28 protein-coding genes are annotated in these 25,777 nt (G+C 30.8%); 11 read left to right on the plus strand and 17 right to left on the minus strand.

Annotated features, from left to right (window positions below; translation table 11 throughout):
• Window positions 1-84 precede the first annotated feature (84 nt).
• The 6 genes from ABXT61_RS01560 (at window position 85) to ABXT61_RS01585 (ending at window position 5,780) form a co-directional block, all read left to right on the plus strand.
• On the plus strand, window positions 85-1,029 hold the full coding sequence (locus tag ABXT61_RS01560; protein WP_415290032.1) for an ABC transporter substrate-binding protein: 945 nt from the start codon (window positions 85-87) through the stop codon (window positions 1,027-1,029).
• A 102-nt stretch (window positions 1,030-1,131) separates the two neighbouring features.
• Entirely contained in the window at window positions 1,132-1,575 is a 444-nt protein-coding gene (locus ABXT61_RS01565; RefSeq protein ID WP_415315565.1) for a hypothetical protein, read from the plus strand.
• Between the two features lie 10 nt (window positions 1,576-1,585).
• Window positions 1,586-1,960 carry a hypothetical protein gene (locus ABXT61_RS01570; protein ID WP_415315566.1) on the plus strand — a complete coding sequence of 125 codons (375 nt, stop codon included), beginning with the start codon at window positions 1,586-1,588 and terminating at the stop codon, window positions 1,958-1,960.
• Window positions 1,961-1,966: 6 nt separating this feature from the next.
• Window positions 1,967-2,518, plus strand: coding sequence for a hypothetical protein (locus ABXT61_RS01575; RefSeq protein ID WP_415315567.1), 552 nt, complete (start codon window positions 1,967-1,969; stop codon window positions 2,516-2,518).
• Window positions 2,519-2,591: 73 nt separating this feature from the next.
• Window positions 2,592-3,623 (plus strand): quaternary amine ABC transporter ATP-binding protein, encoded by a 1,032-nt coding sequence (locus ABXT61_RS01580; protein ID WP_415315568.1) that lies wholly within the window; start codon window positions 2,592-2,594, stop codon window positions 3,621-3,623.
• A 3-nt stretch (window positions 3,624-3,626) separates the two neighbouring features.
• Window positions 3,627-5,780, plus strand: coding sequence for an ABC transporter permease (locus tag ABXT61_RS01585; protein ID WP_415315569.1), 2,154 nt, complete (start codon window positions 3,627-3,629; stop codon window positions 5,778-5,780).
• Between the two features lie 42 nt (window positions 5,781-5,822).
• On the opposite strand, the gene ABXT61_RS01590 is transcribed toward ABXT61_RS01585, so the two are convergent.
• Genes ABXT61_RS01590 through ABXT61_RS01620 form a run of 7 tightly spaced genes read right to left on the minus strand, consistent with a single transcriptional unit; the run spans window position 5,823 to window position 12,220 of the window.
• Window positions 5,823-6,665 (minus strand): EamA family transporter, encoded by an 843-nt coding sequence (locus ABXT61_RS01590; protein WP_415315570.1) that lies wholly within the window; start codon window positions 6,663-6,665, stop codon window positions 5,823-5,825.
• Between the two features lie 19 nt (window positions 6,666-6,684).
• Window positions 6,685-7,653, minus strand: coding sequence for a 2OG-Fe(II) oxygenase family protein (locus ABXT61_RS01595; RefSeq protein WP_415315571.1), 969 nt, complete (start codon window positions 7,651-7,653; stop codon window positions 6,685-6,687).
• Window positions 7,653-8,603 (minus strand): DMT family transporter, encoded by a 951-nt coding sequence (locus tag ABXT61_RS01600; RefSeq protein ID WP_415315572.1) that lies wholly within the window; start codon window positions 8,601-8,603, stop codon window positions 7,653-7,655. The genes ABXT61_RS01595 and ABXT61_RS01600 overlap by 1 nt, the downstream gene beginning before the upstream one ends.
• Window positions 8,600-10,183: a choline dehydrogenase gene (locus ABXT61_RS01605; RefSeq protein ID WP_415315573.1), complete on the minus strand. Its 1,584-nt coding sequence runs from the start codon at window positions 10,181-10,183 to the stop codon at window positions 8,600-8,602. Before ABXT61_RS01605 ends, ABXT61_RS01600 begins: the two co-directional genes overlap by 4 nt.
• A gap of 7 nt (window positions 10,184-10,190) precedes the next feature.
• Window positions 10,191-11,027: a TauD/TfdA dioxygenase family protein gene (locus ABXT61_RS01610; RefSeq protein ID WP_415315574.1), complete on the minus strand. Its 837-nt coding sequence runs from the start codon at window positions 11,025-11,027 to the stop codon at window positions 10,191-10,193.
• Entirely contained in the window at window positions 11,024-11,491 is a 468-nt protein-coding gene (locus ABXT61_RS01615; protein ID WP_415315575.1) for a thioesterase family protein, read from the minus strand. Before ABXT61_RS01615 ends, ABXT61_RS01610 begins: the two co-directional genes overlap by 4 nt.
• Window positions 11,492-12,220, minus strand: coding sequence for a class II aldolase/adducin family protein (locus ABXT61_RS01620; protein WP_415315576.1), 729 nt, complete (start codon window positions 12,218-12,220; stop codon window positions 11,492-11,494). It lies immediately after the preceding gene.
• Between the two features lie 35 nt (window positions 12,221-12,255).
• On the opposite strand from ABXT61_RS01620, the gene ABXT61_RS01625 reads away from it, so the two are divergent.
• The gene (locus tag ABXT61_RS01625) at window positions 12,256-13,143 is read left to right on the plus strand and encodes a 3-keto-5-aminohexanoate cleavage protein (protein ID WP_415315577.1); all 888 of its coding nucleotides are present in this window, start codon (window positions 12,256-12,258) and stop codon (window positions 13,141-13,143) included.
• A 5-nt stretch (window positions 13,144-13,148) separates the two neighbouring features.
• Entirely contained in the window at window positions 13,149-14,093 is a 945-nt protein-coding gene (locus ABXT61_RS01630) for a 3-hydroxyacyl-CoA dehydrogenase NAD-binding domain-containing protein (protein ID WP_415315578.1), read from the plus strand.
• Window position 14,094: 1 nt separating this feature from the next.
• Here ABXT61_RS01630 and ABXT61_RS01635 read toward each other — a convergent pair whose 3' ends face one another.
• The 4 genes from ABXT61_RS01635 to ABXT61_RS01650 all read right to left on the minus strand — a co-directional run bounded on the left by ABXT61_RS01635 (window position 14,095) and on the right by ABXT61_RS01650 (window position 18,013).
• Entirely contained in the window at window positions 14,095-14,883 is a 789-nt protein-coding gene (locus ABXT61_RS01635) for an SDR family oxidoreductase (RefSeq protein WP_415315579.1), read from the minus strand.
• Between the two features lie 3 nt (window positions 14,884-14,886).
• Complete coding sequence (locus tag ABXT61_RS01640; protein ID WP_415315580.1) at window positions 14,887-15,912, minus strand: quaternary amine ABC transporter ATP-binding protein; 1,026 nt, start codon at window positions 15,910-15,912, stop codon at window positions 14,887-14,889.
• Window positions 15,912-16,931, minus strand: a complete 1,020-nt coding sequence (locus ABXT61_RS01645) for an ABC transporter permease (RefSeq protein WP_415315581.1) — start codon at window positions 16,929-16,931, stop codon at window positions 15,912-15,914. Before ABXT61_RS01645 ends, ABXT61_RS01640 begins: the two co-directional genes overlap by 1 nt.
• A 62-nt stretch (window positions 16,932-16,993) precedes the next feature.
• Window positions 16,994-18,013, minus strand: coding sequence for a glycine betaine ABC transporter substrate-binding protein (locus tag ABXT61_RS01650; protein WP_415315582.1), 1,020 nt, complete (start codon window positions 18,011-18,013; stop codon window positions 16,994-16,996).
• Between the two features lie 134 nt (window positions 18,014-18,147).
• On the opposite strand from ABXT61_RS01650, the gene ABXT61_RS01655 reads away from it, so the two are divergent.
• A complete protein-coding gene (locus ABXT61_RS01655) occupies window positions 18,148-19,269 on the plus strand; it encodes a TauD/TfdA family dioxygenase (protein WP_415315583.1) in 1,122 nt (373 codons plus the stop codon).
• Window positions 19,270-19,271: 2 nt separating this feature from the next.
• Here the strand turns inward: ABXT61_RS01655 and ABXT61_RS01660 are convergent, their stop codons facing one another.
• Genes ABXT61_RS01660 through ABXT61_RS01685 form a run of 6 tightly spaced genes read right to left on the minus strand, consistent with a single transcriptional unit; the run spans window position 19,272 to window position 24,479 of the window.
• A complete protein-coding gene (locus ABXT61_RS01660) occupies window positions 19,272-19,913 on the minus strand; it encodes a glycerophosphodiester phosphodiesterase family protein (RefSeq protein ID WP_415315584.1) in 642 nt (213 codons plus the stop codon).
• A 1-nt stretch (window position 19,914) separates the two neighbouring features.
• A complete protein-coding gene (locus ABXT61_RS01665; RefSeq protein ID WP_415315585.1) occupies window positions 19,915-20,292 on the minus strand; it encodes a VOC family protein in 378 nt (125 codons plus the stop codon).
• A 3-nt stretch (window positions 20,293-20,295) separates the two neighbouring features.
• Window positions 20,296-21,726 (minus strand): aldehyde dehydrogenase family protein, encoded by a 1,431-nt coding sequence (locus ABXT61_RS01670; protein WP_415315586.1) that lies wholly within the window; start codon window positions 21,724-21,726, stop codon window positions 20,296-20,298.
• A gap of 21 nt (window positions 21,727-21,747) precedes the next feature.
• Window positions 21,748-22,689, minus strand: coding sequence for an NAD(P)-dependent oxidoreductase (locus ABXT61_RS01675; protein WP_415315587.1), 942 nt, complete (start codon window positions 22,687-22,689; stop codon window positions 21,748-21,750).
• Between the two features lie 48 nt (window positions 22,690-22,737).
• On the minus strand, window positions 22,738-23,118 hold the full coding sequence (locus ABXT61_RS01680; RefSeq protein ID WP_415315588.1) for a cupin domain-containing protein: 381 nt from the start codon (window positions 23,116-23,118) through the stop codon (window positions 22,738-22,740).
• 20 nt (window positions 23,119-23,138) lie between these two features.
• On the minus strand, window positions 23,139-24,479 hold the full coding sequence (locus ABXT61_RS01685; RefSeq protein ID WP_415315589.1) for an NAD(P)-binding domain-containing protein: 1,341 nt from the start codon (window positions 24,477-24,479) through the stop codon (window positions 23,139-23,141).
• Window positions 24,480-24,559: 80 nt separating this feature from the next.
• Here ABXT61_RS01685 and ABXT61_RS01690 point away from each other — a divergent pair, with 80 nt between their 5' ends.
• Both ABXT61_RS01690 and ABXT61_RS01695 read left to right on the plus strand, forming a co-directional pair.
• Window positions 24,560-25,588 (plus strand): glycerol-3-phosphate dehydrogenase, encoded by a 1,029-nt coding sequence (locus ABXT61_RS01690; protein WP_415315590.1) that lies wholly within the window; start codon window positions 24,560-24,562, stop codon window positions 25,586-25,588.
• Window positions 25,582-25,776: a hypothetical protein gene (locus ABXT61_RS01695; protein ID WP_415308916.1), complete on the plus strand. Its 195-nt coding sequence runs from the start codon at window positions 25,582-25,584 to the stop codon at window positions 25,774-25,776. The genes ABXT61_RS01690 and ABXT61_RS01695 overlap by 7 nt, the downstream gene beginning before the upstream one ends.
• Window position 25,777 lies beyond the last annotated feature (1 nt).

The following is a 25,777-nucleotide window of genomic DNA, read 5'->3' on the forward strand; positions in this document are numbered from 1 at the left end:
TAATATAATCAAAGGTCATTGACTATAAATTTAATAAGTGAGAACATACTTACTTAAACATTAATATTAAGGAGAGAGAATATAATGAAAAAAATAGTATCATTAATATCTGCCTTGGTAATTTCAGCAGTTAGTTTTGCTGGAGTATCTAATGCAGCAGATAGTAAAAAACCTATCGTTATTCCAACTCATAACTGGTCTAGCCAAATTGTAATGGCTCATGTTATTGGTGGAATTTTCGAAAGTATGGGAAATAATGTAAAATATGTAAACACAGACTCACAAGCTGTTTATGAAGCAATTCGTATCGGTGATGTAAGTTTATCTCATGAAGTATGGGAATCTGCGTTTGGAAAATCATTTACTACGGCACTAGACAAAGGTGGTTTGGTTGACTGGGGAGATCATGAAGCTAGAACTCTTGAAGATATGGGTTATCCAAACTGGGTTGCTGAAAAAGGACTATGTCCTGGTCTTCCAGACTGGACTGCATTAAAAAATCCAGCTTGTGCTAAAAACTTTACAACACCTGATTCAGGTGGAAAAGGACGAATGTTAGAAGGTCCACAAAGTTGGCATGGAGATTTAATACCTCAAAGGGTTGATGCTTTAGGACTTGGAGATCTTTGGACTGTTAAATTTGCTGGAAGTGCAGATGCACTTTGGGCTGAACTTAAAGCGGCTGAAAAAGAAGGAAGAGGAACTATAATATTTAACTGGACACCAAACTTCACAGATGGTGCTGGTTTTACTTTTATAGATTTCCCTCCATATTCAGCAGGTTGTAGACCAGAAGACGGTGGTGATGGAAAATGTGGTTCGCCAGATGGTTATTTGAAAAAAGCTGTAACTGCAGACTTTCCAAAAACACATCCAGCAGCAGCAGCGGCATTTAAAAAAATGTCATTCTCTACAAGTCACATTGGTGCAATGGCTGCTTTAGTTGACCTTGACAAATTGACTCATGAAGATGCAGCTAAAAAATGGTTGGCTGATAATAAGAGTGTTTGGCAAGCTTTTACTAAATAAGGGTAACAGTTAATAAATTGAAATCTCTCCCAACAATGTTGGGAGGGATTTTTTTAAAGAATGTGCTTTCGCACAAATTCAAATTACGGACTTTTTAATTAAATGATAAAGTTTTTTTTATATATATCTATCAGTCTATTAGTTTTTAATTCTTCTTTTGCAAAAAATATAGACATACAAGAGGATATTAAAATTGGTTTTGTATGTGAATTAGAAAAGAAAATACTCAAGAACTCAGAATATAATTATAAAACTTTTTTAGCAAAAGATTTAGATAATCAAAATTTAGATAAATTTGAAATCGATGCAAAACAACCAGAAAAACTTTTGATCAACGGGTTATCAATGTTCCTCTCACAAACTGAAAGATTTGAAGTAAAAGTTGTAAATAAAGACATAGTTTTATTCAAAGCTTTTGATGAAGGAAAAAATTACTCAGAATCGGGTATAATTAACAGAAAATCGGGTGAATTAGTTCACGAAATTACAATAGGTATAAAAAGTGATAATCTTGAAAAAAATATTTCTTTTTACATGTGTAGCTAAATTTAAAAAAATGAAAAAATATTTATTTTATATAGCTTTAAGTTTTTTAGTTGCAACATCAGTATCAGCTCGAAAGACAGGTTGTGAAGGAAACTGCAAAGATGGCTTTGGTAAATGGACTTACACTGACAAGACAACATACGAAGGCAATTGGATTGGCACACAAAAACAAGGACAAGGAGTTGAGATTTGGCCTAATGGATATATTTATAAAGGTGAGTTTAAAAATAGTGTGTGGAGTGGAAAGGGTATTCTGACCTTTCCAAACGGTGCAACTTATAATGGGGAATGGGCCAATGGGTTTATGAATGGAGAGGGAACATTTACATGGTCTGACGGAAAAGAAAAAAAAGGAATTTGGAAAAATGGCAAATTTCAAGAATAGATAAAAATGTTACAAAATATATATTCAAATAAATTAAAGAAGATATCTGAGCCAGTTAGACAATTTGGAGGTCTTATCATATTAACAATTATTGTAATTTTTTCCTTTGCTATCCTAAATAATATTTTTGGTGAGGGTGAAGAGCTAATTGCTAAAATGAAAAAAGAAGAAGAAAGAATTGCGGAGACAAGAAAGCAAAATGAACTGATTTCAAGTTTGCCATCAGGAATTTTAGTATTTTATGATGGAACTGATCATTATAAGTTGTCTTTAGAACAATATGAAAAAGTCTGCAACGCAACAAAGATTATTCCTCAGCGTGCAATTATGGGTGCCAATTTTTTAAATTTTAGAGCACATCATATTTATACTATTAATGGAAATAAAATTGATGAAACGTTTGTTAAATGGAATAAGGAAAATAATAAATGCTTTGCAGGTTTTACAGTTAGTGGAAATAATGTTGGGGTAGATGAAATAATTACTGTTAAAGGAGAGGTTTTAAATTTTTTAAGTACTGGAATTGATACAAGAGTTTATTTTATTAAAAATTTTTAAGGAGAAAAACGATAAGTATAAATAATATAAAAAGTGTTTTTTATTTTTATTTCGTATAACTTATTAAAACATTATGACTGATACAGTAATCAAATGTGAATCTGTTTATAAAATTTTTGGAACAAATGCCAAAAAGATGCTTCAAGATGCAAATGGAAATGTAGACGCTAAAACATTTCAAGAAAACGGATGTATAGTGGGTGTGAATAATGCCTCTTTTGAGGTTTCAAAAGGTGAAATGTTAGTTGTGATGGGTTTATCAGGCTCAGGGAAGTCAACATTGTTAAGATGTATTTCTAGATTAACAGATGCAACTGCTGGAAAAATTTTTATAGAAGGTCAAGATTTGCTTTCATTAAGCAATAAAGAACTAATTGAACTTAGAAGAAATAAAATGGGTATGGTATTTCAAAGCTTTGCTTTACTTCCTCACAAAACGGTTGTGGAAAATATTGCTTTCCCACTTCAAATAAAGGGTATTAAAATTAAAGATAGCATCAATAAAGCAATGGAAATGGTTAAGCTTGTTGGTCTTGATGGTAGAGAAAATTATTTTCCAAGAGAACTTTCTGGTGGACAACAGCAAAGAGTAGGTATTGCTCGATCATTAGCGGTTGAACCTGATATTTGGTTTTTAGATGAACCATTTTCTGCATTAGATCCATTAATTAGAAAAGAGATGCAAGATGAATTTTTGAGACTTCAAGAAAAATTACAAAAAACAATTATGTTTATCACACATGATTTTGATGAAGCTTTAAAACTTGCTGACCGTATTGCAATAATGAAAGATGGTATAATTGAACAATTGGATACCCCAGCTAACATTGTGTTAAATCCAGCAACAGAATATGTAAAAAAATTTACTGAAGAAGTCCCTAGAGAGAAGGTTTTAAAAATAGAAGATGTGATGGAAAAACCAAATAATGAAAATTTAAGTGATTTAAAAGTTTTAAGAAATGAAATAATCGAAAATGTTGCTGAAAAAATCTTAACTCAAGAAAAGTCAGTGTCTGTAATTGACGAAAATAATCAAATTGTTGGCACTGTTCATCCATCAAAAATAATACATACAGTTTTTGGTGGAAAAAAAAATAATGATTAAAATATGGAATTATTAAAAAAATATCCAAAAGTATTTCAATGGTTATTCTTGTTAGTTGCTTTTTTTACTTTATGTTTTGCAATTGAAGTTCCAGAAACTTATAAATTTATTAGGGGTCAAGCAGAATTTATTAAAGATCCAAATCAAAGTACTTATACGCTCTTTGGTGCAGAAGTAAGATATTACGCATTTGATGTTTTTTGGAGACTACCACCTTTACTTGGATGGTTACCTATATGGATAAATGATTCATTATTCTTTTTAATGAATGATTGGATGCCAATGGAATTTTGGAATGAAGACACCCAAGAGTTTAAAACCCAACCTCTAGTTTTACAAATAACAAGAAATTTAACCTCATTTATAACATTTCTAATAGAATTAATTAGAGAGATTTTATTAGGTGGTGTTGAAACTATTGTTGCATTTACAAGTTGGGACTGGATAAGTGAAAATTCATGGGCAGAATTGCCAGGACTACCTTGGACAATTGTTGCAGCGGGTGCAGCAATACTTGGATATAAATTAAGTGGCAAAGGTTTAGCGTTATTCGCTGCTATAGTTATGATTTATATTTCTATTTTTGGTCAATGGAAACCTTCGATGCAAACACTTTCTTTTATATTAGTTGCAGCACCACTATCTTTTATTTTTGGTTTGAGCTTAGGGATTGCAGCATTTAAAAGTAAACGTGTAGAGAAAGCTTTATACCCAATACTTTTGGTTATGCAGACTATGCCTCAATACGCAGTATTGGTTCCTGCGATTGTTCTTTTTGGTGTTGGTGATCATGCTGGAGTAATTATAACTATGGTTGTAGCTGTTCCACCAATGATACTACTGACTTTGTTAGGTCTCAGAGGAGTATCACCTGAAGTTATTGAAGCTGGTAGAATGAGTGGATGTAATAATTTTCAACTTATGTTTAAAGTACTAATCCCAACTGCAAGAAGAGATATTTTGATTGGAGTAAATCAAGTTATCATGGTGTGTTTTTCTATGGCAGTAATTTCAGCGTTTATAGGCGCCAAAGGTTTAGGATTTAATTTATTATTAGCTTTAAATCAGCTGAACATCGGATTGGCATTGGAAGCAGGTTTATGTATTAGTTTGATTGCGATATTGCTAGATAAATTATCTTTAGCTTGGGCAAATAAGCAAATAGATTATTTTGGTAACTTAACTTTTTTTCAGCGCTATAAAAATACATTATTTTTTTCTGGTGCAATATTGATTGGAATCATATTTGCTTATGTAGGATCTTTTTATTTTAAAGAAGATTTTAATTATTTATATGAAATTCCGCATAACAAGGGAATATCAACTGCAGATTTTTGGAACAAAGGTGTTGATTGGATTTGGGATACTTTCTTTCAAACTTTAAAAATTTTTAATACATGGTTAATAGTAGATGTATTGCAGCCTATGCGTGCTTCTTATTTACGTATGCCTATTGTTGCAACATTTGTTTTGGTTATGGGTGCTGGATATATAATTGGAGGAACACGTTCAGCTTTTGTAGTGGGTGCTTTGACGTTATTTATAGCATTAAGTCCGTGGTGGGACAGAGCTTTAGTTACTACATATATGGCAACTTTTGGAGTTATCTTATCTTGCATAATTGGCTTTACTGTTGGAACTTTATGTTTTCAGAATAAGCATACAACAAGTTTTATGTTAGGAGTCTGTGATATTTTTCAAACATTCCCTTCATTTGTATACTTAATTCCAGTAATGATGCTTTTTGGAGTTACAGACACATCAGTATTAATTGCAGTAGTTGTTTATGCAACTATACCTGCAACGAGATATACTATTGAAGGATTAAGAAGTGTTCCAGCTTCATTGCATGATGCTGCTTCAATGTCAGGTGTAACAAAGATACAAAGGTTGTTAAAAATAGAATTCCCTTTAGCACTTCCTCACATGATGCTTGGTTTAAATCAAACAATTGTATTTGCGTTATTTATGGTAATTATTGGAGCATTTATTGGAACAGAGGATTTGGGACAATATATTTTAAAAGCCATATCTGATAAAAAAGGTGCAGGTATTGGGCTAACACTGGGTATTTGTGTTGCCTTTATAGGCCTAGTATTTGACCATCTAATTCGAACTTGGGTTGGGCAAAGAAAAAAACATCTTGGTATAGATTAGTAAGTATTATTGTATATTGATATCCACTAATATTAATTTTCTTTAAAATATTTTTAATCCTATAACACCTAAAAAAATTAATATAATAGAAATTATTTTAGCTAAATTAATTTTTTCATCTAGGAAAAAAATACCAATAAATATTATAAATACAATGCTGCTCTCTCTTAAGGCGCTAACCATTGGTATGGGTGCTTTAGTAAATCCCCAAATAACAACTCCATAGACTAAATATGATATAGATCCACCAATCCAAAAAATAGCTTTACCGTCATTAATAATGTTTCTAAAAATATTATCATATTTATTAATTTTTAAGAGAATTGGAAACAACATTGCACTTAGTATAAATCCCCAGCTCATATAACTTATTGCGGATAAACTAACTCTTGCACCATAACCATCAATAACTGTGTATAGCCCTATAAAGAAGCCAGTAATTAAGGAGTATTTAATAATACTTAAATTATTTATGGTTTTATAACCAAAAAGACTGATGATTAATATGCCAGCACAAACAAGGCTTATTGATAATATTGAAGCTTTACTTATTATTAATCCTAAAAAAAAAATAGATATTATTGTTGCAATAATTGGACCAAATCCTCTAGCAATAGGATAAACTTTTGTTAAATCACCAACGCTGTAAGATTTTAATAAAAACCAATTATAACCTTGGTGGATAAATGCACTGACAATTATATATGGCAAAGAATCAAAGGATGGCATGGGAAGAAAAATTACAGCAATTATTGATATTGGGACATGTCCAAGAATAATAGCCGAAAGAGCTGTAACTTTATTTGAATGTTTTTTAACCATTCCATTCCATGTAGCATGGAACATTGACGCGATAATAACAGCAGTAAAAACAATAGGATCCATATTAATATAAAATTATTTTTTATCTTTGATATTCAACAAATTTTTTTAGAGATTTATTTAAAAATTTATAAAAAAAAATATTATTACCTTTATTTTTTAATGATTTACTTAAAAAAGAATAATTCATCTTAAAATCATAAGAAGGCTCAAAGAAAAAAGGAATAGACATTCTTTTAGTTTTATTCCAAAGAACTCTATGATTTGTAGCTTTAAATTTTCCTTTAGTTAGAAATTGTAAAGCCATACCTGTATTTACAATTAAGGCATTTTTGTTATGAGGGACACTGTGCCATTTTTTAGTTTTTCTATTTTGTACTTGAAGTCCTCCTTTTTTGTCCTGATATAAAATTGTAAAAACCCCACTATCAACATGCGTTTCGCATCCTAAAGCAGCTCCATCTTGTTTAGATATTTCGACTGGTTTTTGTTGATTTGAGTAACAATTAAATCTTAAAGTGCTTAAAGTTTTTAATCTAGAAAAAGCTAATTTTGAATTCGAAACATCTTTTTTGTAAAGTTTAATGACACCTTTAAATAAAATCTCTCCTAAAATAAATAATTGATTGAAATAATCACTCAATATATTGATTGATTTTTTATTTATAACTTTATTAAGTTCAAGGTATTCTATGTATTGATTTTTTAATTTTAATGCATCTTTTTTTGTTACTTTTGGATCTCCAATATCTAATCCTTCTTTTCCGTTAACATCATTTGGAAAATAACCTCTATAAACATTTTTATTTAATTGGTTCCATTTCTTTGGTGCTAATTTCATTTTATTCTTAATAGATGAATTAAAAAAATTATTTCCAACTTTTGAAATATTAGCAATATTTTTTTTGCTGATCCCATGTCCAATGATTTGAAAAAAACCAACATCAACACATGCAGCTTCAATTTTTTGTATAGTTTTTTTTGAAGAAATTGAACTAAAGTTATTTTTTAATAATGAGGAAATATTAATAGTTGGTATGTAGTTTCTCATTATCTTGTTGGTGTATCAGTAACTATCATTTGGTCTTTTGCTTTTTCCCTTAAGTAAATATATAGCCCTGCTCCTATAATTATTGAAACACCTATAAAAGTTCTTAGAGTTGGAATATTATTAAATAAAAAATACCCCGTTAATATTGACCAAATTATTAAAGAATATTCGTAAAGAGAAACAACAGAGGGGGATGCAATACTGTATGCATTTAAAATAAAATAAAATGCAAATGCACCAATACATCCCATCACAACAATAAAAGGCCAGGCATGTGATGGATTTGTAAACCATTCTCTAAAAATGAATTGAAATGTTGGATCATTAAAATTATCAAACTGTCCTTTACCTGTAAAAATAAAAAATAATATACTGATTAAAATTGCACCCAAATATAAATGTATCATCTGAGTATAAACATTATCTTTGTCTGAAGTTATTTTTGTAATTGTCATTGACACTGCATAACATAGCGCACAAGCAACAGGTGCTAATTTCATATAATCAAAATCACTAAAGTTTGGATTTAAAATAATATACACCCCTATAAACCCAACAAAAATTGCAGACCATCTTCTAATACCAACTTTTTCTTTTAAGAAAATAGTAGCCAAAATTGAAACAAAAAAAGGGCTTGAAAAAAAAAGTGCATTCGCCATTGCAAGAGACATGTATGTCAGTGAAATATAGAAAAAACTAAATCCGAAAAAGAAACATATAACTCTGACAATTGTTAAAAAAAGGTAATGCGTTTTTAAATTAATTTTTTTTTTTGAAAATTTAAGATATGAAACCAATAAAATTAACGCCACAAAAGTTCTTCCGAAGTATAATTCGTATAAAGCTGAATCCTCATAGATGAATTTAATTAAAGCATCTTGAATAGAAAAAAATGCCATCCCAAATAAAATAAAAAGAATACCTTTAGCGTTATTTTGAGCAGGCATCATGAACTAAGAATAAAATCCGATGCTCGTTCAGCTATCATTATTGTTGGAGCATTTAAATTTCCACTTGTGATTTCAGGCATTACAGATGCATCTACCACTCTAATATTTTCAAGACCATGAATTTTAAGTTTTTCATCAACTACAGCCTTATTGTCTGTACCCATTTTTAGAGTGCAAGATGGATGGTAAGCTGTTTCAGCTTTAGATCTAATGTATTCTTCAAATAATTCATCTGTTTGCACATGTTCACCAGGTCCAGTTTCTTTTCCAGCAAAAGGTTTTAAAGAATTTTGACCAAGTATCTTTCTTGCAACATGAATACATTCAATTGTTTGTTTAAGATCATCTTCATGTTCTAAATAATTAAACTTAATTTTAGGATAATCATAAGGATTAGAACTATTTAAAGTAATGTGACCTCTACTTTTTGGATGATTAGGACTTGCATGTAGTTGATAGCCATGACGATCAGGATCAACTAATCCGTGATCAATTACAAAAGCTGGAAAAAAATGAAACTGTATATTTGGGTATTCTCTTTCTTGAGAGGATTTACAGAAACCACCAGCCTCTAAAAATGAAGTGGCACAAGGTCCTGTTCTAGACAAAAACCATTGAATACCAATTCTCATCATATTCAGCTTATTTACATATGAATATAAGGTATCTGATGTTTTACATTCTTGCTGAACGTAAGTTTCTAAATGATCTTGTAAATTTTTACCAACACCTTCAAGATTATGAATAATATTAATTCCTTTTTCTTTTAAGTGTTCACTTGGCCCAACACCTGAAAGCATTAATAATTGGGGGGAGTTTATAGCTCCTCCACTTAAAATAACTTCTTTATTTGCATAAATTTTTTCAATTTTGTTTTTAATTTTTACCTCAATGCCTATTGCTTTTTTTCCATCAAAAATAATTTTTTCAACAAATGCATCAGTAAAAACCTTTAAATTTTTTCTTTTTTTAGCTGGATTTAAATAATATTTTGAAACGCTAGCTCTTTCACCTTTATGAATAGTTACATCATACATTCCAAAACCCTCTTGATCTTTACCATTCATATCTTCATTAACTTTGTACCCAGCCTCTCCTGCAGATTTGACAAATGCTTTAAATAAAGGGTTTTTATTTTTAGATTGGTTTACTGGTAAAATTCCATTTCCACCACGATAATCATTTTCACCTTCAGACCAAGTTTCTATTTTCTTAAAATAGGGCAAAACTTTTTCATAAGACCAATCTTTCAAACCAAACGAAGCCCATCTTTGATAATCATTAGGATTTCCTCTCACATAAACCATTCCATTATGAGCTGAACATCCACCAATCATTTTTCCTCTTGGGCAAAATAGTTTTCTATTGTTTAAATAAGGTTCAGGCTCTGAATAATATTTGTAATTATATTTTGGATCATGCATTGTATAAAGAATTGCAAGTGGCATGTTTACTTTCCAAATATCACTTGGCTTTCCAGCTTCAAATAAAGCCACGTTATAATGCCCATTGCTTGTTAAACGATTGGCAAGAACACACCCAGCTGATCCTGCTCCAATAATTAAATAATCAAATTTCATATTAATTTTATTGGGGTTGATCACCCTCAATTGCAATACGATCCATTATTCTTTCATACCCAAGGCCTCTGCCAGGAAAAAAATCTGCAATAGCGTAATGAATGACACTTCTATTATCCCAGATAGCAACTGCATTTTCAGTCCAATTAAATCTACAAGTAAGATCTAGTCTGGCTTGATGTTCAAATATCTCTTTTAATAATTGGTCACTTTCATTTTTATCAAAACCAATAATCTGTTTTGTATAAGTCCAATTAACAAATAAAATTTTTTTACCCGATTCTGGATGGGTTCTAACAATTGGATGTTCATTAGAATAAGAATCATAATTTCTTTTTTCATTTCCTTCCATGTATTTGTAGTTATCAATGAAAAATTCTGCTCCTAATGAGCTATGAATTGCTTTTTTATCTTTTATCTTTTCTTGAATTTCAGGATCCAGTGTTTCCCATGCTAATTCCATATTAGAAAAACATGTATCACCACCAACAGGGGGTATTTTTAATGATTTAAGAATGACAGCTTTAGTTGGCTTTGAATTGTAGCTTACATCGCTATGCCAATTTTCTCCCCATTGATTTTTTTCTTCTTTTCCTTTTATAATTCTTACAATCTCTGGATAATCATTTAATCCTTTCACATAAGCATGTGTTTCTAAGGGCCCAAATTTCTCTGCAAGAGCTACTTGCTGATCCTGAGTAATAGGCTGATCTCTAAAAAAAATTACTTTATGTTCTAAAAGTAAATTATTGATTTTTGTAAAATTTTCGTTTGAAACATCAGTCAAATCAATACCCTTGATTTCAGCACCTAAAGCTCCTGATAATAATTTAATCTCCATCATTTTTTTAATTTTCCAGTAATTACTAAATTATCATTATTAAAATTTGATTTGTTAAGATTTATAAAATTGTCCATTACTTTTAATTTATCATTTTCAAATTCTGACACTTTTCTTTTATTTAAGTCAATATATAAAGATAACATTTCTAGAGTTGCTGACAATTTTTGCGATGATTTTTCAATCATTTCCATTTTATAATGTAATCTTTTTTTATCATGATCGAAAAATGTTAAATTGATTTCTACTTCGTCGCCTTCTTTAACCTCGTTATTATAGGTTGTGTAAGTCTCAACCACCATGGTACTCATATTCGTTGTTTTAGCAGAATTTTCACCCATCTTAAATTTCTCAAGCATAACTTCCCATACTTGATCAAACACCAATACATAATAAGCCATGTTCATATGATTATTGTAATCAGTCCATTCTTTTTTAATAATTTGATTAGCTATATGTACAGACATTTAATTTTTATATTCTGGTTCTTCTTTATCTAAAATTAATTTTATTTGATCTAGATGCATCTTAGCTAAATCAATTGGATAATTATTTGTTTCTTGAGCTGTTTTTTCAGCTATCTCATTACTTACTATGTTTAATTTTTGGTTAGTAGATAAAGCAGTCAAATATGTTTCTGCTGCTTTCTCAAAATAATATAAATAATTAAAACCTTCTGCAACTGTCTGACCCGTAGTGATAATTCCATGATTAGCTAGCAACATATGTTGTTTATTGCCTAGAGCAGTTGCCATTTTAATAGATTCATTTTCAAATCCCAATCCTCCAAATTCATTAAAGATCGAAACTCTATTATAAAATATCATTGTATTTTGATCAATGGGTGGCAAGGTCGGATTTTTAAGGGTTGATAAGGCTGTTGCGTATTTTGAGTGTACATGAAAAATACATTTTGCATGTGGAACTTTTTGATGAATAGTACCATGAATATTTATTGCTGTTGGGTCAATTAACTCAGGTTTATTTTTTAAATCGTTTATATTTTCTTTAGTTACTAAAATTAAATCACTAGCTTTAATTTGGCTAAAATGTACACCAGCTTTATTTACATAAAAATCTGTCGAAGAACCAGGAATGCACGCACTAAAGTGATTTGCAACACCTTCGTGCATATTTAATCTTGCAGTCCATCTAAAAGTGGCTGCTAGATCTTTTTGTAATTCTGTTATTTCCATTTTTGATAAATTAAACTATATTTAAATTATAAATTATGAGCAATAAAGTTTTTATATCGTGTGCAGTAACTGGATCAGGTGATACTGCTAGTAAACACCCAGATTTACCAAAAACTCCAGAACAAATTGCAACAGCTTCAATTGAAGCCGCAAAGGCCGGAGCTGCAATAGCACATATTCACGTAAGAGAAGAAGATGGAACTCCAAGCAGAAGATTAGAATTATATAAAGAGGTAGTTGATAGAGTACGTTCAAGCGAAACAGATATAATAATAAATTTAACCACAGGTATGGGGGGTGACTTAGATATTGGTCAAGGAGATAACCCTTTAGATTTTGGTCCAATGACTGATATGGCAAATATAATGGAAAGAATTGTTAATGCAGAACAATTTCTTCCTGAGATTTGTACACTTGATGCAGGTACTTTAAATTTTGGTGATAGCTCAACAATCACAGTAAACACACCGAATGATTTAAGGAAGGCAGCAAAGAGATTAAAAGAAATTGGTGTTAAACCAGAAATTGAAGCTTTTGATTTAGGTAATATGTGGTTTGGAGCTCAACTATATAAAGAAGGTTTGTTAAGTGATCCACCAATGTTTCAAATGTGCTTAGGTATTCCATGGGGTGCTCCAGCAACTACTTTAGCAATGCAAGCTATGTTAGACATTATGCCAAAAGAAGGTGTGTGGTCTGGGTTTGCAATTTCAAAAAATGAAATGCCTTTCGTTGCTCAAACAGTTTTATTGGGAGGAAATCCAAGGGTTGGATTAGAGGATAATTTATATTTGTCAAAAGGTAAGCTTGCAACTAATGCTCAATTAGTTGAAAAAGCTATAAGAATTATTGATGAAATTGGTTACATGCCAATGACACCAGCAGAAACACGGGAAAAACTAAAACTCACAAAACACAAATAAAAACCATGCCTACCAAGATTAATAAAGTCGCAGTGATTGGAACTGGGGTAATTGGAGCAGGTTGGATTATTCGATGCTTAGCACATAACAAAATTGTATATGCTTATGACAAAGATATTAAATTAAAAAAAAATTTAATAGCTGAGATTAAAAGAACTTGGCCTTATGTAAAAAAACTTTTTAATAAAAAAAAACTTAATCTTAAAAATTTTAAATATTTTACCTCTATCGAAGAAACTTTAAGAGATGCAGATCTGATTCAAGAATGTGCAAGTGAAAACTATGCTTTAAAAACTAAGTTGATGAGTACTATTGGAAAATATGCAAAACCTAATGCAATTATTTCATCAAGCTCTTCAGGTTTACTACCAACAAAAATTTATTCAAAATGTATAAACCCCCAAAGAACAATGATTGGACATCCATTTAATCCTGTTTATTTGTTACCTGCAGTGGAGATTGTACCTGGAAAAAAAACTTTAAAGAAATATTTAAACAAAGCTAAAAAATTTTATAAATCAATTTCTATGAACCCGATAATGGTTAAACATGAATTGCCAGGATATCTATCTGATAGATTACAAGAAGCTTTATGGAGAGAGGGACTACATATTATTAAAGAAGGGCATGCAACTACAGAGGATTTAGATAGAGCAATTGAAGATGGACCAGGTTTAAGATGGTCATTAATGGGAACTTTTCTAACTTTTCATTTAGCTGGAGGAAAATCTGGAATGAAGCATATGTTAGAACAATTTGGGCCAGCTCTAAAATTGCCATGGACAAAATTAAAAGCTCCAAAATTATCAAATAAACTAATTAATAGATTAGTTGAAGGAACTAAAAAACAATCTAAAGGAAAATCAGTTGTTCAAATTTCAAATATTAGAGACGATTATTTAGTTGAGCTTCAAAAACTTAGGAAGAAATACGAAAAAAAATTAAGATAAATTAATCATTTCTTTCTGTGTGACCATCTACAGAGATTACTTGTCCCGAAACTTTACTTGAGTCATCAGAAATTAAAAAAGAGCACATTTTTCCAATATCTTCTTCTAAGATCCATTGTTTCATTGAGCTCATTGAAACAAAATCTTTTTCAATTGCTTTTGCAGAAACTTTTGTAAATTTTGCTTTATCTCTAATTACTCTTTTCATTCTGTCACCCTTAATTGTTCCTGGGCATATAGCGTTTACTCTTATATTAAATTTTCCAAGTTCCATGGCTAACGTTTTTGTAACACCAATGATTGCCCATTTACTTGCTGCATATGGAGAACGCAGTGGAAAGCCTAGTATTCCAGCCGTTGAAGAAATATTAACTATAGAGCCATTTTTAGATTTTTTAATTAGAGGTATAGATTTTTTAGTAAAATAAAAGTGGCTATTAACATCTACATGCAAAGTATTTTCCCAATCTTTTGATTTTAATTTTTCAAGAGAGCCTGTAGGTCCAGCAATGCCTACGTTATTAATTAAAGCATCAATTTTATTAGTTTTTTTTTTAACTTTTTCAAAAAAATCAGAGACTTGATATTCATTTGAAGCATCGCAAAGATAAGAAAATAATTTTTTATTGTTTAAAGGGTGTTTGTTTAATTTACCTAGAGATTTACTGTCTATATCACAAAGATAAACATAAGCACCTCTAGCAAGACAAATTTTTGCAGTTGCCCAACCAATCCCAGAAGCACCAGCTGATATAATAATCTTTTTATTTTTTAATGATTGGTTAACCATTAATTAAGACTTGGTTAAAGATTCTTGAAGTTCTTTATTAGTTATATATCCCTTAATATTTCCACTTTTATCAACAACTTCACAGTTAGCACTTGTGCAAACTATTTGAGGTAAAAATTCTTCAATAAACTGATCTTCTTGAATCTTAATTAAATTTGATTTATCAATTCCGTTAACTTCATTTACATTTTTCATAATAATTTTAGCTTTTATTACTCTTGCTCTATTAACATCTTTAACAAAAGCTTTTACATAATCATCTGCAGGTTTCATTATTATATCTATGGGTGTTCCAACTTGGACTAATTTACCAGCATTTAATATCCCAATATGATCTCCAAGCCTTAATGACTCGTCTAAATCATGAGTTATGAAAATTATTGTTTTTTTTAATTCTGATTGAAGATCTATCAATTGTTTTTGCATATCACTTCTAATTAAAGGATCTAATGCACTAAATGCTTCATCCATTAACATGATATCTGAGTTTGTTGCTAGAGCTCTTGCTAAACCAACACGTTGTTGCATCCCACCAGATAATTGATTTGGAAACTGGTTTTCAAAACCATTAAGACCAACGTCATCAATTTTTTCCATAGCAATTTTATCTCTATCTTCTTCTGATTTACCTTGCATCTCTAGACCGTAGCCAACATTTTGCATCACAGTTTTGTGTGGGAATAAACCAAATCTTTGAAAAACCATGCTAATACGATTTCTTCTCCAATCAATTAATTGATCGGGCGTACAATTCATTATATTTGTACCATCTATATGAATCTCACCTTCTGTAGGATCAATTAGTCTATTCATATGTCTTATTAATGTAGATTTTCCTGAACCAGATAAACCCATACAAACAAAAGTTTCACCTTCTTCTATATTTAAAGAAACATTATCTAATCCTACCGTATGACCAGTTTCTTCTAGAATGTCATCTTTTGTCCCACCATTTTTAACCATGGGCATTATAGATTGTGGTTTATTGCCAAAAATTTTATAGATATTTTTAATTTCTATTTTTGACATTATTTTTTTGCTTCCTTGGTTGGAGAATTTCTTTCTTGGAGCGTTTCGCCATAAGATTGGGTAATTCTATCCAGCACAATTGCCAATAATACAATTGCTATTCCTGCTTCTGCGGCTCTACCAACATTTAATTGTTGAAGACCTAGAAGAACTTCATCACCTAAACCTCTTGTTCCAATCATTGATGCGATAACAACCATTGATAATGCCATCATTGTACATTGGTTAACTCCCTGCATTATATTAGGTAGTGCGAGTGGAATTTGCACCCCCCATAATTTCTGTTTTTTGCTAGCTCCAAATGCATCTGCTGCTTCTGTAACTTCTGTGTCAACCAGTCTAATGCCAAGATCTGTCAATCTCACTAATGGAGGTACTGCATAGATAAATGTTGCAATAATTGCCGGAACAGCACCAAGACCAAATAACATTATTCCTGGAATTAAATACACGAAGGCTGGAATTGTTTGCATTAAATCTAGTATAGGAAGAATTTTTTCTCTTACTCTGTTTGCTCTAGACATCCAAATTCCTATTGGAACACCGATGATAAGACATAAAAATATACTAATTAACATGATTGAAGTTGTTTCAATTGCCTTATCCCAGAAACGAGGATGTAAAAACCCGATGAAAAACGTACAAAAACCAACTGCAACAGTTGTTTTGATTTTTTTACCACTCGCATAATAAGCAAGTATTACAACGCCAATAATTACTAAAGGCCACGGAGCTTGAACTAAAAAGTTTTTCAGCCCCATTAACATAGCAAGTAAAACATTATTTATTGCCTCAAAGATAAAACCATAGTTTTCATTAAGTGCTTTGAACATCTTATTAATCCATGGCATTAAGGGTAAATCTAACCATTTGGGCCAATCACTTAACCATGAAAAATCTTTAATTAATTCACCTACAGTTTCAGGTTTTCTTTTTGATGAATTGTAACTTGAAATTAATAACCATATAAAAATTCCTAATAGACTTAAGTTAAATAAATTTTTTTTATCTTTGAACATATGATTAAATTTCGTTAAAGAAAGAGCCCCGAAGGGCTCTCTCAAATTATTTTATCTTAAAATTAAAGTGCTGCTTTTACTTTTTTAGCAACATCAGCAGGAACCCATTTTGTCCAAGCTGACTCGTTTTTTAAGTATTCTTTTGCAGTTAACTCCATATCACCATCTGATTCATCTTCGTAGAAGGCTAACATTCTGTTAACAGTAGCAGTAGGAATTGAGTACTGTGACAAGAACTTAGTTTCTGCAGGATGAGCAGCAGCCCATTTAGTCAATACAGATTTAGTTAATGCCATATCTCTGTACTCACTTGCACAAGATTTCGTATATGCCTCTGGTCCTTCTGCTTTGATTTTTTCAACAACAGCCGACATGTCATCCCAACATTTTTTAGACCACTTAGGCTCAGTTAATCTAACCAAATCAACTTTACCCATTAAACCAGTAGGTGCCCAATAGTATGTAAAGATAGGTTTCTTTTTAGCGAAAGCACCTGCGATAGCAGCATCTAATGCTCCCCCAGAACCTGGATCAAAATTTGTATAGAGTGCATCTAATCCATACTCTTTTTGTTTAACTAAGTTTACAGTGTAACAAGTCCAACCTGAGATACAGCTAGTCATTCTACCTTTTGAAGGGTTTTCAGGATCTTTAAATAGTGCTGCTATTTTAGGATCTTTCATGTCTTCAACAGATTTTAAATTGTATTTATCAGCTGTAGTTTTGTCCACGTAGAAAGCCTGCTGAGAATCTGGTGTATTAACTCCAATATTTTTAATAGTACCAGCCGCAACATGTGGCTCGTAGTTAGCAACAATATTGTCATACCAAACTTCAGTGATTACATCTAATTGACCATCGTAGTGAGCGGCCATAATAGGTGTTGTACTTCCTTTTGTTACAGTTACTTTACATCCGTATCCTTTTTCAAGAATAAATGCACTAATTGCAGTGTGAATGTTCGCACTACTCCAGTCGAAATCTCCCAATCTTGCTTTACAAGCAGCATTCGCACTAGTACCTACTAACGATAATGTTGATACAAAGAAGGCTGAAAGAATTAATTTTCTTAAAAACTTCATATTTTCTCTCCCTTAAGTTAAGTTTTATTGAACAGAGTTAATAATGTATGAGGAGCAAATTCAAGTAACAATTCATTTAATACAACCATAAAGTGCATTGAAAAGTACAAAAAATTAAATAACCATTAGAAACGATGGTTATTAAAAAAATAGAAAAAAATAAATCTAATCTTAGTATTGAATGGAGCGATGGAGAAAAAAGTAATTTTAACTACTTTTGGTTAAGAGATAATTGTCCTACAGCGCATGATAAAGACTCTAACCACAGAATGTTTAATATTCTTGAAGTTTCAAAAGATTTAACTGTAGAGGAATCAAAAATAAATGAAGAGGGTAAACTAGTAGTAAAATGGAGTGAGGGAAATCACACAAGTTACTTCGATCCAAAATGGTTAAGAGAAAATTGTTATACATTAAAGAATAAACAAAAATTTATTTCACCATATCAATTATGGAATAGCTCTTTAGAGAAAAATTTAAAATCAATAACTATAGATCATGATAAAATTTTGAATAGTGAAGAAGGTTTGTTAAAGTGGCTTGAGCTTTTACATTATAAAGGGATTGCAATTGTTAAAAATGCTCCAATAGAAAAAGAGTCTGCTTTTCCTGTTTTAAATAGAATTAGCCATACAAGACAAACATTTTTTGATACTCCTTTTGAAGTTATAAATATCCCAAAACCAAATAATTCTGCCTATACTGCACATGCTTTAAGAAATCACATGGATTTACCTTGGTTTGAAAATCCACCAGGATATCAATTTTTACATTGTTTGGTAAACTCTGCAGAAGGTGGAAATTCTTCAGCAGTAGATGGTTTTGCAGTGGCGGATTATTTAAGAAAAAATGAAAAAGAAATTTTCGAAACACTTATAAATACACCTCTTAAATTTAGAGATAAGGACTACACCCAAGAAACAATTAGAAACTTTCATGCTACAGCTATTTCGCTAACTAAAGATGGAGATTATAATGATATAAGATTTAGTGTAGCAACTATGGATACTTTAGATTGCCATCCAGATATTATGGACAAAGTTTACAAAGCACATCATAAATTTGGAAATCTTTTGCACGATGATAAGTTCCAAATTAATTTTAGATTAGAACCAGGAGATATTTTTTCATTTAATAACAGAAGAACCCTACATGGAAGAACAGCTTTTAATCCAAATTCTGGTCATCGTCATTTACAAGGATATTATATGGACAGAGATGAAATTTTAGGAAGGTTAAGTTTTTTAAAAAAATAATCTTATATATTTTCAAATATCAAGTTATTTTTTTTATTATATTTTTTAAATTCTAATTTAGTTTTGATTGTATAATAATATTTTTCAATTTTTAAATTTTTGATATTCTTATTTTTTAAATAAGATTTATCTAATATTAGACAATTAATATTCTTGTTATTTGATTTCTCAGTTATTTCCTTAATACTTGTTGGTGGTGAAAAAGATAATCCTACTTTAGTATTTTTTTTAATCTTAAGTAGATTGTAAATATTTTCGTGTTTAAAGGAAATGAATACACTTTTTGTAAATTTTGATGTTTCTTTCAAGAGTTTTTTTAAAAGAGGTTTTGAAAAGATTGGTTTGATTTCAATATGAAGAGAGTACTTATTTTTTGAGCATTTCAACAAGTCTTTTAAGAGTGGAATTGGCTTATTAAACTTAGTGCTAATCTCATTAATCTTTGAATAATTAAGATTTTTTATGCTTAGATTTTTTTTAAAAGTTCTTTTTAAAGTAAAATCATGGAAACAAATAAATTCACCATCTTTTGTGACATGAATATCTGTTTCAATCCCATACCCTTTTTTAAATGATTGTTTAAATGATTTTAAAAGATTTTCTTTGTATTTTTTATTTACAATTCCTCTATGGATTAAGTGCATATTAATTATCTATTTTAGCAAACGAGCAAATTTTATTTTCATCAAGATCTCTAATGTAGCAATAATAATCCCCAGATCTTATTCCTGGAGCTCCTTCATCTTTTCCACCTAACTTAATTCCTATATTATAAAATTTATCAACTGTTTCTTTTGATTTTACTGCGAATGATATCTGTGTACCGTTTCCATACGTCGCTTTTTTTTTGTCGACTGGATTTGTTACATAAAATTCAATTTCTTTAGGATTTTTTTTGGATGAGTATCCTGCGTATTTTTCATTGGTTATTACTCTTTTTAAATCTATTGCATCAAGTAAAATATCATAAAACTTAATTGCTTTGTTTAGATCGTTAGTTCCGATCATTACAAATCCAATCATAAATTATTTCCAACCAGTAACAGTTTTAACCTCAAGGTATTCTTCAAGGCCCCATACTCCACCTTCTCGTCCATTTCCTGATTGTCTAAATCCACCAAAAGGGGTTCCTGGATCTGCAGCATTACCATTTATATACACACAACCTGATTTAAGTTTTTTTGCAACTCTATGAGCTTTTTCTTTATCTTCAGTTTGTAAATAATTTCCTAAACCATATTCAGTATTATTAGTAATTTCTATTGCTTCATCTTCTGTCTCAAAAGGAATGATGGATAGAACAGGGCCAAAAATTTCTTTTTTTGCTATCTCCATATCATTGGTAACATTTGTAAAAATTGTTGGTTTAATAAAATAACCTTTATTTAAATTATTTGGTAGGTCGGGTCCACCCGCTGCTAGTGTAGCTCCTTCTTCAACACCACTTTTGATTAGATTGATAATTTTATCATATTGTGTTTTTGAAACTACAGGACCAATATGATCTCCTTTTTTTGAGGCTTCATCTACTTTTATTAGATTTGCTTCTTCTGCAGCCTCTTTAATAGCCCTTTGATAAATAGACTTTTCAACTAACATTCTTGTTGGTGCATCACATGATTGTCCAGAATTACTCATAACGTTCCTAATTCCATCTCTAACTGCATTGGGGTAAGAGTCAGCAAAAACAATGTTTCCACCTTTACCTCCTAACTCTAGACAGACTCTTTTGATTGTTTCAGCTGCATTTTTAGAAATTAATCTTCCAGCTCTTGTTGACCCAGTAAATGAAATCATATCAACATCGGGATGACCAGATAAATGTGTCCCAACTCCAGCTCCATCACCATTAACTAAATTAAAAACCCCTTTTGGAAAACCAACTTCATCAATCATTTCAGCAAACAACATTCCTGAAATAGGAGCAATTTCTGAAGGTTTTAAAATCATTGTGCACCCAGTTGCTAATGCTGGAATAACTTTTAGAGCAATTTGGTTAATAGGCCAATTCCAAGGAGTAATCAGTCCACAAACACCAATTGGTTCATAGCAAATATGGTTATTTGATTTTTTATTAAAGTGTTCGTCAAATTCAAAATCTTTAAGCCTTAGAATAAAATCTTCTAAATGTAATTGGCCAGAGGCAGTTTGTACTTCTGTTGCCCAATCCATAGGTGCACCCATTTCTAACGATATAGCTTTAGCCATTTCTCCAGACCTTTTCTTATAAACTGAAAGTAATTTTTCTAGATAATTTAATCGATCTTCTTTAGTAGTTTCTTTCCACGTTTCAAAGGCATCTTTTGCAGATTTAACTGCAACATTCGTATCTTCTTTTGAACCCAAAGAAATGATTGCACATGGATCTTCATTACATGGATTGATTACTTTAAAATCATTTGGTTTGCTTGGTTCAACCCATTGACCGTTAATATAAAATTTCTTCTTATCTAGCATAATTGAACTTTAGCATAATAATTATATTTCATATCCTTTTTCTTCCTGTTCGTTATCAATTAACTCATCTGGAAACCCATTTGCTCTAAAATCTACATTGTTTAAGTCTTCCATTCTCTTAACAATCATTGAAGACCAAGCTCTTGAACCATATTTTTTTTCCCCATCTTTAAATATTTTGACAATCAAAGGAGAAATTTCCAAAGGTGCATTCAATTTTTTCGCTAAATTATCAAACAGACCTGTATCTTTAAGAACAAGATCCATTGTAAAATTAATATTATATGAGCCATTTAAAATTACTTGGCTTTCAGTTTCATGAACAAATGAATTTCCAGAAGAAACAGCTATACCCTTATAAACTTTTGATAAATCTAAATTAGATTTTTTAGCAACAGTCCAAGCTTCACCAAGAGCAACTAAATGAGTAGAGGCTAAATAATTTGTAATTACTTTTAAAACAGTAGCTGAACCAAGTGCTCCAGTATGTAAAATTTTCCTACCCATTATAGTTAATGCGGGTAATATCTTTTCAAAAGCATTTCTTTCACCACCAACAAATATCGCAATATTTCCTGTAGCAGCTCTATGACAACCTCCACTAACTGGGCCATCAAGTGGTATTGCTCCTTTTTCACTTACAAACTTACCTAATCTTTTTATTTCAGACTCATCTGTTGTACTCATTTCAAGCCATATTTTATTTTTAGTAAGTCCATTTATTACACCCTCACTACCTTCCATCACTTCTGCACAAATTTTTGGAGAAGGGAGACATGTTATTATTAAATCAACTTGTTGTGCTAATTCTTTAGGTGTAGTGGCAATTTTTGCACCTTTATTTTTAAAATCTTTTGTAAGGTTTTTATCTAGATCTCTAACAGTTAATTCAAATTTGTTTCTTAATAAACTATGGGCAAGTTTACCACCTACATTTCCAAGTCCTATAAAGCCAATCTTCATTATAATCCTATATTTTAGTTAATTTTTTTAACTAATATACTTAAGATTTTAGTTTGTTGAAATATACTCAACTTCAGAAAAACGATCTGTTGGAAAAATCCAATAAAATTCCAAGGTTTCTTTTCCGTTATTTTTTAAAGCATGTTCTGCGTTTCCTTTTATATAAACCACATCACCTTTCTTAATTTCTTCAAGTTCACCAGATTTGTTTAGTATTCCCTTACCATTGGTAACTACATATATTTCTGCAGGTGAATGATAGTGGAGTGTTAAGTCACCCCCTGGAGCAATCTCTGCAAAACCAAGTGAAAGTCCGGAACTGTCCATAAAATCTGCATCAATTAAAAACTTCCACCTAACACCTGGATATTTTTCGGTTGTTGTCCATTCTTGATCAGAGACGGATTTAAGGTTTTTTACAAATATCATACACAATTACAACTTATGGCTTATTTTTTAGGCTGATCTAAAAATGTTTTTAAAGAATCGTCCATTGCAACTTCCCAGGCCGTATGATGTTTTGGACCAATCGACCCAGTCACTGGTGAAGAAAAAGACTTATTTCTATATGTCATAATATCTTCTACTTTATGGTGTTCCCATTCTTTAAAAGTTTTTCTAATTAATTCAAAATCAATTTTTGGATAATCAGATAAAGTATGAAGTTCTTTTGTATACTCAGTCTGAAAATCTATCATTTGATCAGCACTTTCTAATTTTTCTTCCATCGATACCCATTTATTTATATCTTTTTCTATTTCCGAACTATCTGGAACTTTAATCTTTCCCATTACAACATCTCTTGCAAACCAAGCCTGACAATCAAACATATTAAAAGTATGAAATTGATCTTGCATACCTAGATATATTAATTTGTGATTATTTTGCCAAATCACACCTTTATACAATTTTGGTGGATACAATCTATTTCCTGTCTTTAATTTCAAGTCTTCAGATAGAAAAGGGAAATGATGAAGATAACCTGTGCATAGAATTACAGCATCTGTTTCCTGTACATGACCGTCTTTGAAAATTGCTTTATTGCCCTCAAGTCTATCTAAGTGGAAAACTTCTTTCATCCCTTTTGGCCATTTAAATCCCATTGGATTATGTCTATAAGCTATTGTTACACTTTTAGCTCCATACTTGTGGCATTGAAGAGCCACATCCTCTGCAGAATAGCTACTTCCCAAAACAACTACATTTTTATCTCTAAATTCTTCTGCATCTCTAAAATCATGAGAGTGCATTATTCTTCCAGGAAAAGCTTTCATGCCAGGATATTCTGGAATGAATGGAACTGAAAAATGCCCATTAGCTACAACAACATAATCAAAAATATCTGTTGAAGAAGTTGCATTTTTTTTATCACGGTAAGTAACTTTAAAATTACTGCCGTTATAAATAACATTAGTAACTGTGGTACTAAATTTTACTTTATTTTTTGAATTCCCTTTTTTAATTCTACCTAAAATATAATCATACAAAACTTCCCTAGGTGGAAAAGATGGAATTGGTTTTCCAAAGTGCTCATCAAAAGAATAGTCAGCAAACTCTAGACATTCTTTAGGACCGTTTGACCAAAGATATCTATACATGCTATTAGGCACGGGATCACCGTATTGATCAGATCCTGTTCTCCAACTGTAATTCCATAACCCTCCCCAATCTTCTTGTTTATCAAAACAAACTATTTCAGGTATTTTTTCACCTTTTTTTTCAGCTTGTTCAAAAGATCTCAAAGCGGATAAACCACAAGGCCCAGCCCCAATAATTGCTACTTTTGTCATAAAATCACCTCTCCCTAATAAATTTATAACTGTACTTTACCAACAAAATGCTAAAAATTAATATAAAAAAATACTGTATAATGAAAAAAATTATTATTATTGGTGCTGGAGCTATGGGTTCAGCTTTTGCTGTACCATGTCTTGAAAACCAAAATGATGTGACGCTGGTTGGTACACATCTTGAAGATGAATTAATAAAAGATATCAAGTCTAACAACAACTTTCATCCTGCTTTAAACATAGAATTACCATCCAAATTAAAGGTAGAAAAGTTTGAGAAATTAAAAGCAATTCTTGATGAGGGAGTAGATATAATTGTTGCAGGAGTAAGCTCTATAGGAATTGAATGGTTTGTTCACCAAATAGTAAACAACTATAAAAAAAATCTTCCAATTATTTTATTAACAAAAGGTTTAGCGATAGAAGAGAACGAATTAATGACACTTTCAGACAAAATTAAAAAGCTTTTAAGAGAAAAAGGTCATACCAAAATAAATGTTTCAGCAATTAAAGGACCATGCTTAGCAGCTGGTCTCGCATATAAAATGAGAACAGGAACTGTTATTGCAAACCCAGATATTAAAGAAACAGAAAAATTAAAAAAGATTATATCAACAAATTATTATTCAACAGAAGTGTCAGATGATTTAACTGGCATTGAGTTATCAGGTGCAATTAAAAATATTTATTCAATGTTAATTGGAGCATCTGAAGGATTAAGCAATTCAAAAGCACCTAAAGAAATTCAATCTAAATATTATTTAAATACATCGGCCTCATTAATTCATAGATCAATTTCTGAAATGGTTGAATTTGTTTCTTTTTATGGGGGTAGAGCAGATACAGTTTATGGTCTAGCTGGCTTAGGTGATCTATATGTAAGTGCAATAGGAGGAAGAAATAGTTTGATGGGAAAATATTTAGGTGAAGGATATTTATATAAAGAAGCTAAAGAAAAATTTATGAAAAATATTACAGTAGAGGGTGCACAACTTGCGTTGGAAATCGGACCAAAAATTTTACAAGATCTTAATTCTAAACATTTTCCATTAATGTTTAGTATGCTAAACACTATATGTGAAAATAAGAAGTTAGAAATTCAATGGTAAAAAATATATTAATATTCGTTTTTATAGTGCTTGGAATGGTGGTTATTCTAAATTTTAGTGATCATAATTTAAAAAGAGCTGTCGATGCTTGCCTAGCTGGAAGTCAAAAATTATCTAAATCAAAAATTACAGATCTAAAAGAAGCTAAAAAATTTTGTGAAGAAGAAATTAAAAAAAATAAAAATTAGA

Source organism: Candidatus Pelagibacter sp. Uisw_137 (assembly GCF_047720245.1).
Lineage (GTDB): Bacteria > Pseudomonadota > Alphaproteobacteria > Pelagibacterales > Pelagibacteraceae > Pelagibacter.

Coding starts and splice junctions, on each gene's coding strand:
- ABXT61_RS01560 (WP_415290032.1), top strand. CDS start 85: ATGAAAAAAATAGTATCATTAATATCTGCCTTGGTAATTTCAGCAGTT.
- ABXT61_RS01565 (WP_415315565.1), top strand. CDS start 1,132: ATGATAAAGTTTTTTTTATATATATCTATCAGTCTATTAGTTTTTAAT.
- ABXT61_RS01570 (WP_415315566.1), top strand. CDS start 1,586: ATGAAAAAATATTTATTTTATATAGCTTTAAGTTTTTTAGTTGCAACA.
- ABXT61_RS01575 (WP_415315567.1), top strand. CDS start 1,967: ATGTTACAAAATATATATTCAAATAAATTAAAGAAGATATCTGAGCCA.
- ABXT61_RS01580 (WP_415315568.1), top strand. CDS start 2,592: ATGACTGATACAGTAATCAAATGTGAATCTGTTTATAAAATTTTTGGA.
- ABXT61_RS01585 (WP_415315569.1), top strand. CDS start 3,627: ATGGAATTATTAAAAAAATATCCAAAAGTATTTCAATGGTTATTCTTG.
- ABXT61_RS01590 (WP_415315570.1), bottom strand. CDS start 6,665: ATGGATCCTATTGTTTTTACTGCTGTTATTATCGCGTCAATGTTCCAT.
- ABXT61_RS01595 (WP_415315571.1), bottom strand. CDS start 7,653: ATGAGAAACTACATACCAACTATTAATATTTCCTCATTATTAAAAAAT.
- ABXT61_RS01600 (WP_415315572.1), bottom strand. CDS start 8,603: ATGATGCCTGCTCAAAATAACGCTAAAGGTATTCTTTTTATTTTATTT.
- ABXT61_RS01605 (WP_415315573.1), bottom strand. CDS start 10,183: ATGAAATTTGATTATTTAATTATTGGAGCAGGATCAGCTGGGTGTGTT.
- ABXT61_RS01610 (WP_415315574.1), bottom strand. CDS start 11,027: ATGATGGAGATTAAATTATTATCAGGAGCTTTAGGTGCTGAAATCAAG.
- ABXT61_RS01615 (WP_415315575.1), bottom strand. CDS start 11,491: ATGTCTGTACATATAGCTAATCAAATTATTAAAAAAGAATGGACTGAT.
- ABXT61_RS01620 (WP_415315576.1), bottom strand. CDS start 12,220: ATGGAAATAACAGAATTACAAAAAGATCTAGCAGCCACTTTTAGATGG.
- ABXT61_RS01625 (WP_415315577.1), top strand. CDS start 12,256: ATGAGCAATAAAGTTTTTATATCGTGTGCAGTAACTGGATCAGGTGAT.
- ABXT61_RS01630 (WP_415315578.1), top strand. CDS start 13,149: ATGCCTACCAAGATTAATAAAGTCGCAGTGATTGGAACTGGGGTAATT.
- ABXT61_RS01635 (WP_415315579.1), bottom strand. CDS start 14,883: ATGGTTAACCAATCATTAAAAAATAAAAAGATTATTATATCAGCTGGT.
- ABXT61_RS01640 (WP_415315580.1), bottom strand. CDS start 15,912: ATGTCAAAAATAGAAATTAAAAATATCTATAAAATTTTTGGCAATAAA.
- ABXT61_RS01645 (WP_415315581.1), bottom strand. CDS start 16,931: ATGTTCAAAGATAAAAAAAATTTATTTAACTTAAGTCTATTAGGAATT.
- ABXT61_RS01650 (WP_415315582.1), bottom strand. CDS start 18,013: ATGAAGTTTTTAAGAAAATTAATTCTTTCAGCCTTCTTTGTATCAACA.
- ABXT61_RS01655 (WP_415315583.1), top strand. CDS start 18,148: ATGGTTATTAAAAAAATAGAAAAAAATAAATCTAATCTTAGTATTGAA.
- ABXT61_RS01660 (WP_415315584.1), bottom strand. CDS start 19,913: ATGCACTTAATCCATAGAGGAATTGTAAATAAAAAATACAAAGAAAAT.
- ABXT61_RS01665 (WP_415315585.1), bottom strand. CDS start 20,292: ATGATTGGATTTGTAATGATCGGAACTAACGATCTAAACAAAGCAATT.
- ABXT61_RS01670 (WP_415315586.1), bottom strand. CDS start 21,726: ATGCTAGATAAGAAGAAATTTTATATTAACGGTCAATGGGTTGAACCA.
- ABXT61_RS01675 (WP_415315587.1), bottom strand. CDS start 22,689: ATGAAGATTGGCTTTATAGGACTTGGAAATGTAGGTGGTAAACTTGCC.
- ABXT61_RS01680 (WP_415315588.1), bottom strand. CDS start 23,118: ATGATATTTGTAAAAAACCTTAAATCCGTCTCTGATCAAGAATGGACA.
- ABXT61_RS01685 (WP_415315589.1), bottom strand. CDS start 24,479: ATGACAAAAGTAGCAATTATTGGGGCTGGGCCTTGTGGTTTATCCGCT.
- ABXT61_RS01690 (WP_415315590.1), top strand. CDS start 24,560: ATGAAAAAAATTATTATTATTGGTGCTGGAGCTATGGGTTCAGCTTTT.
- ABXT61_RS01695 (WP_415308916.1), top strand. CDS start 25,582: ATGGTAAAAAATATATTAATATTCGTTTTTATAGTGCTTGGAATGGTG.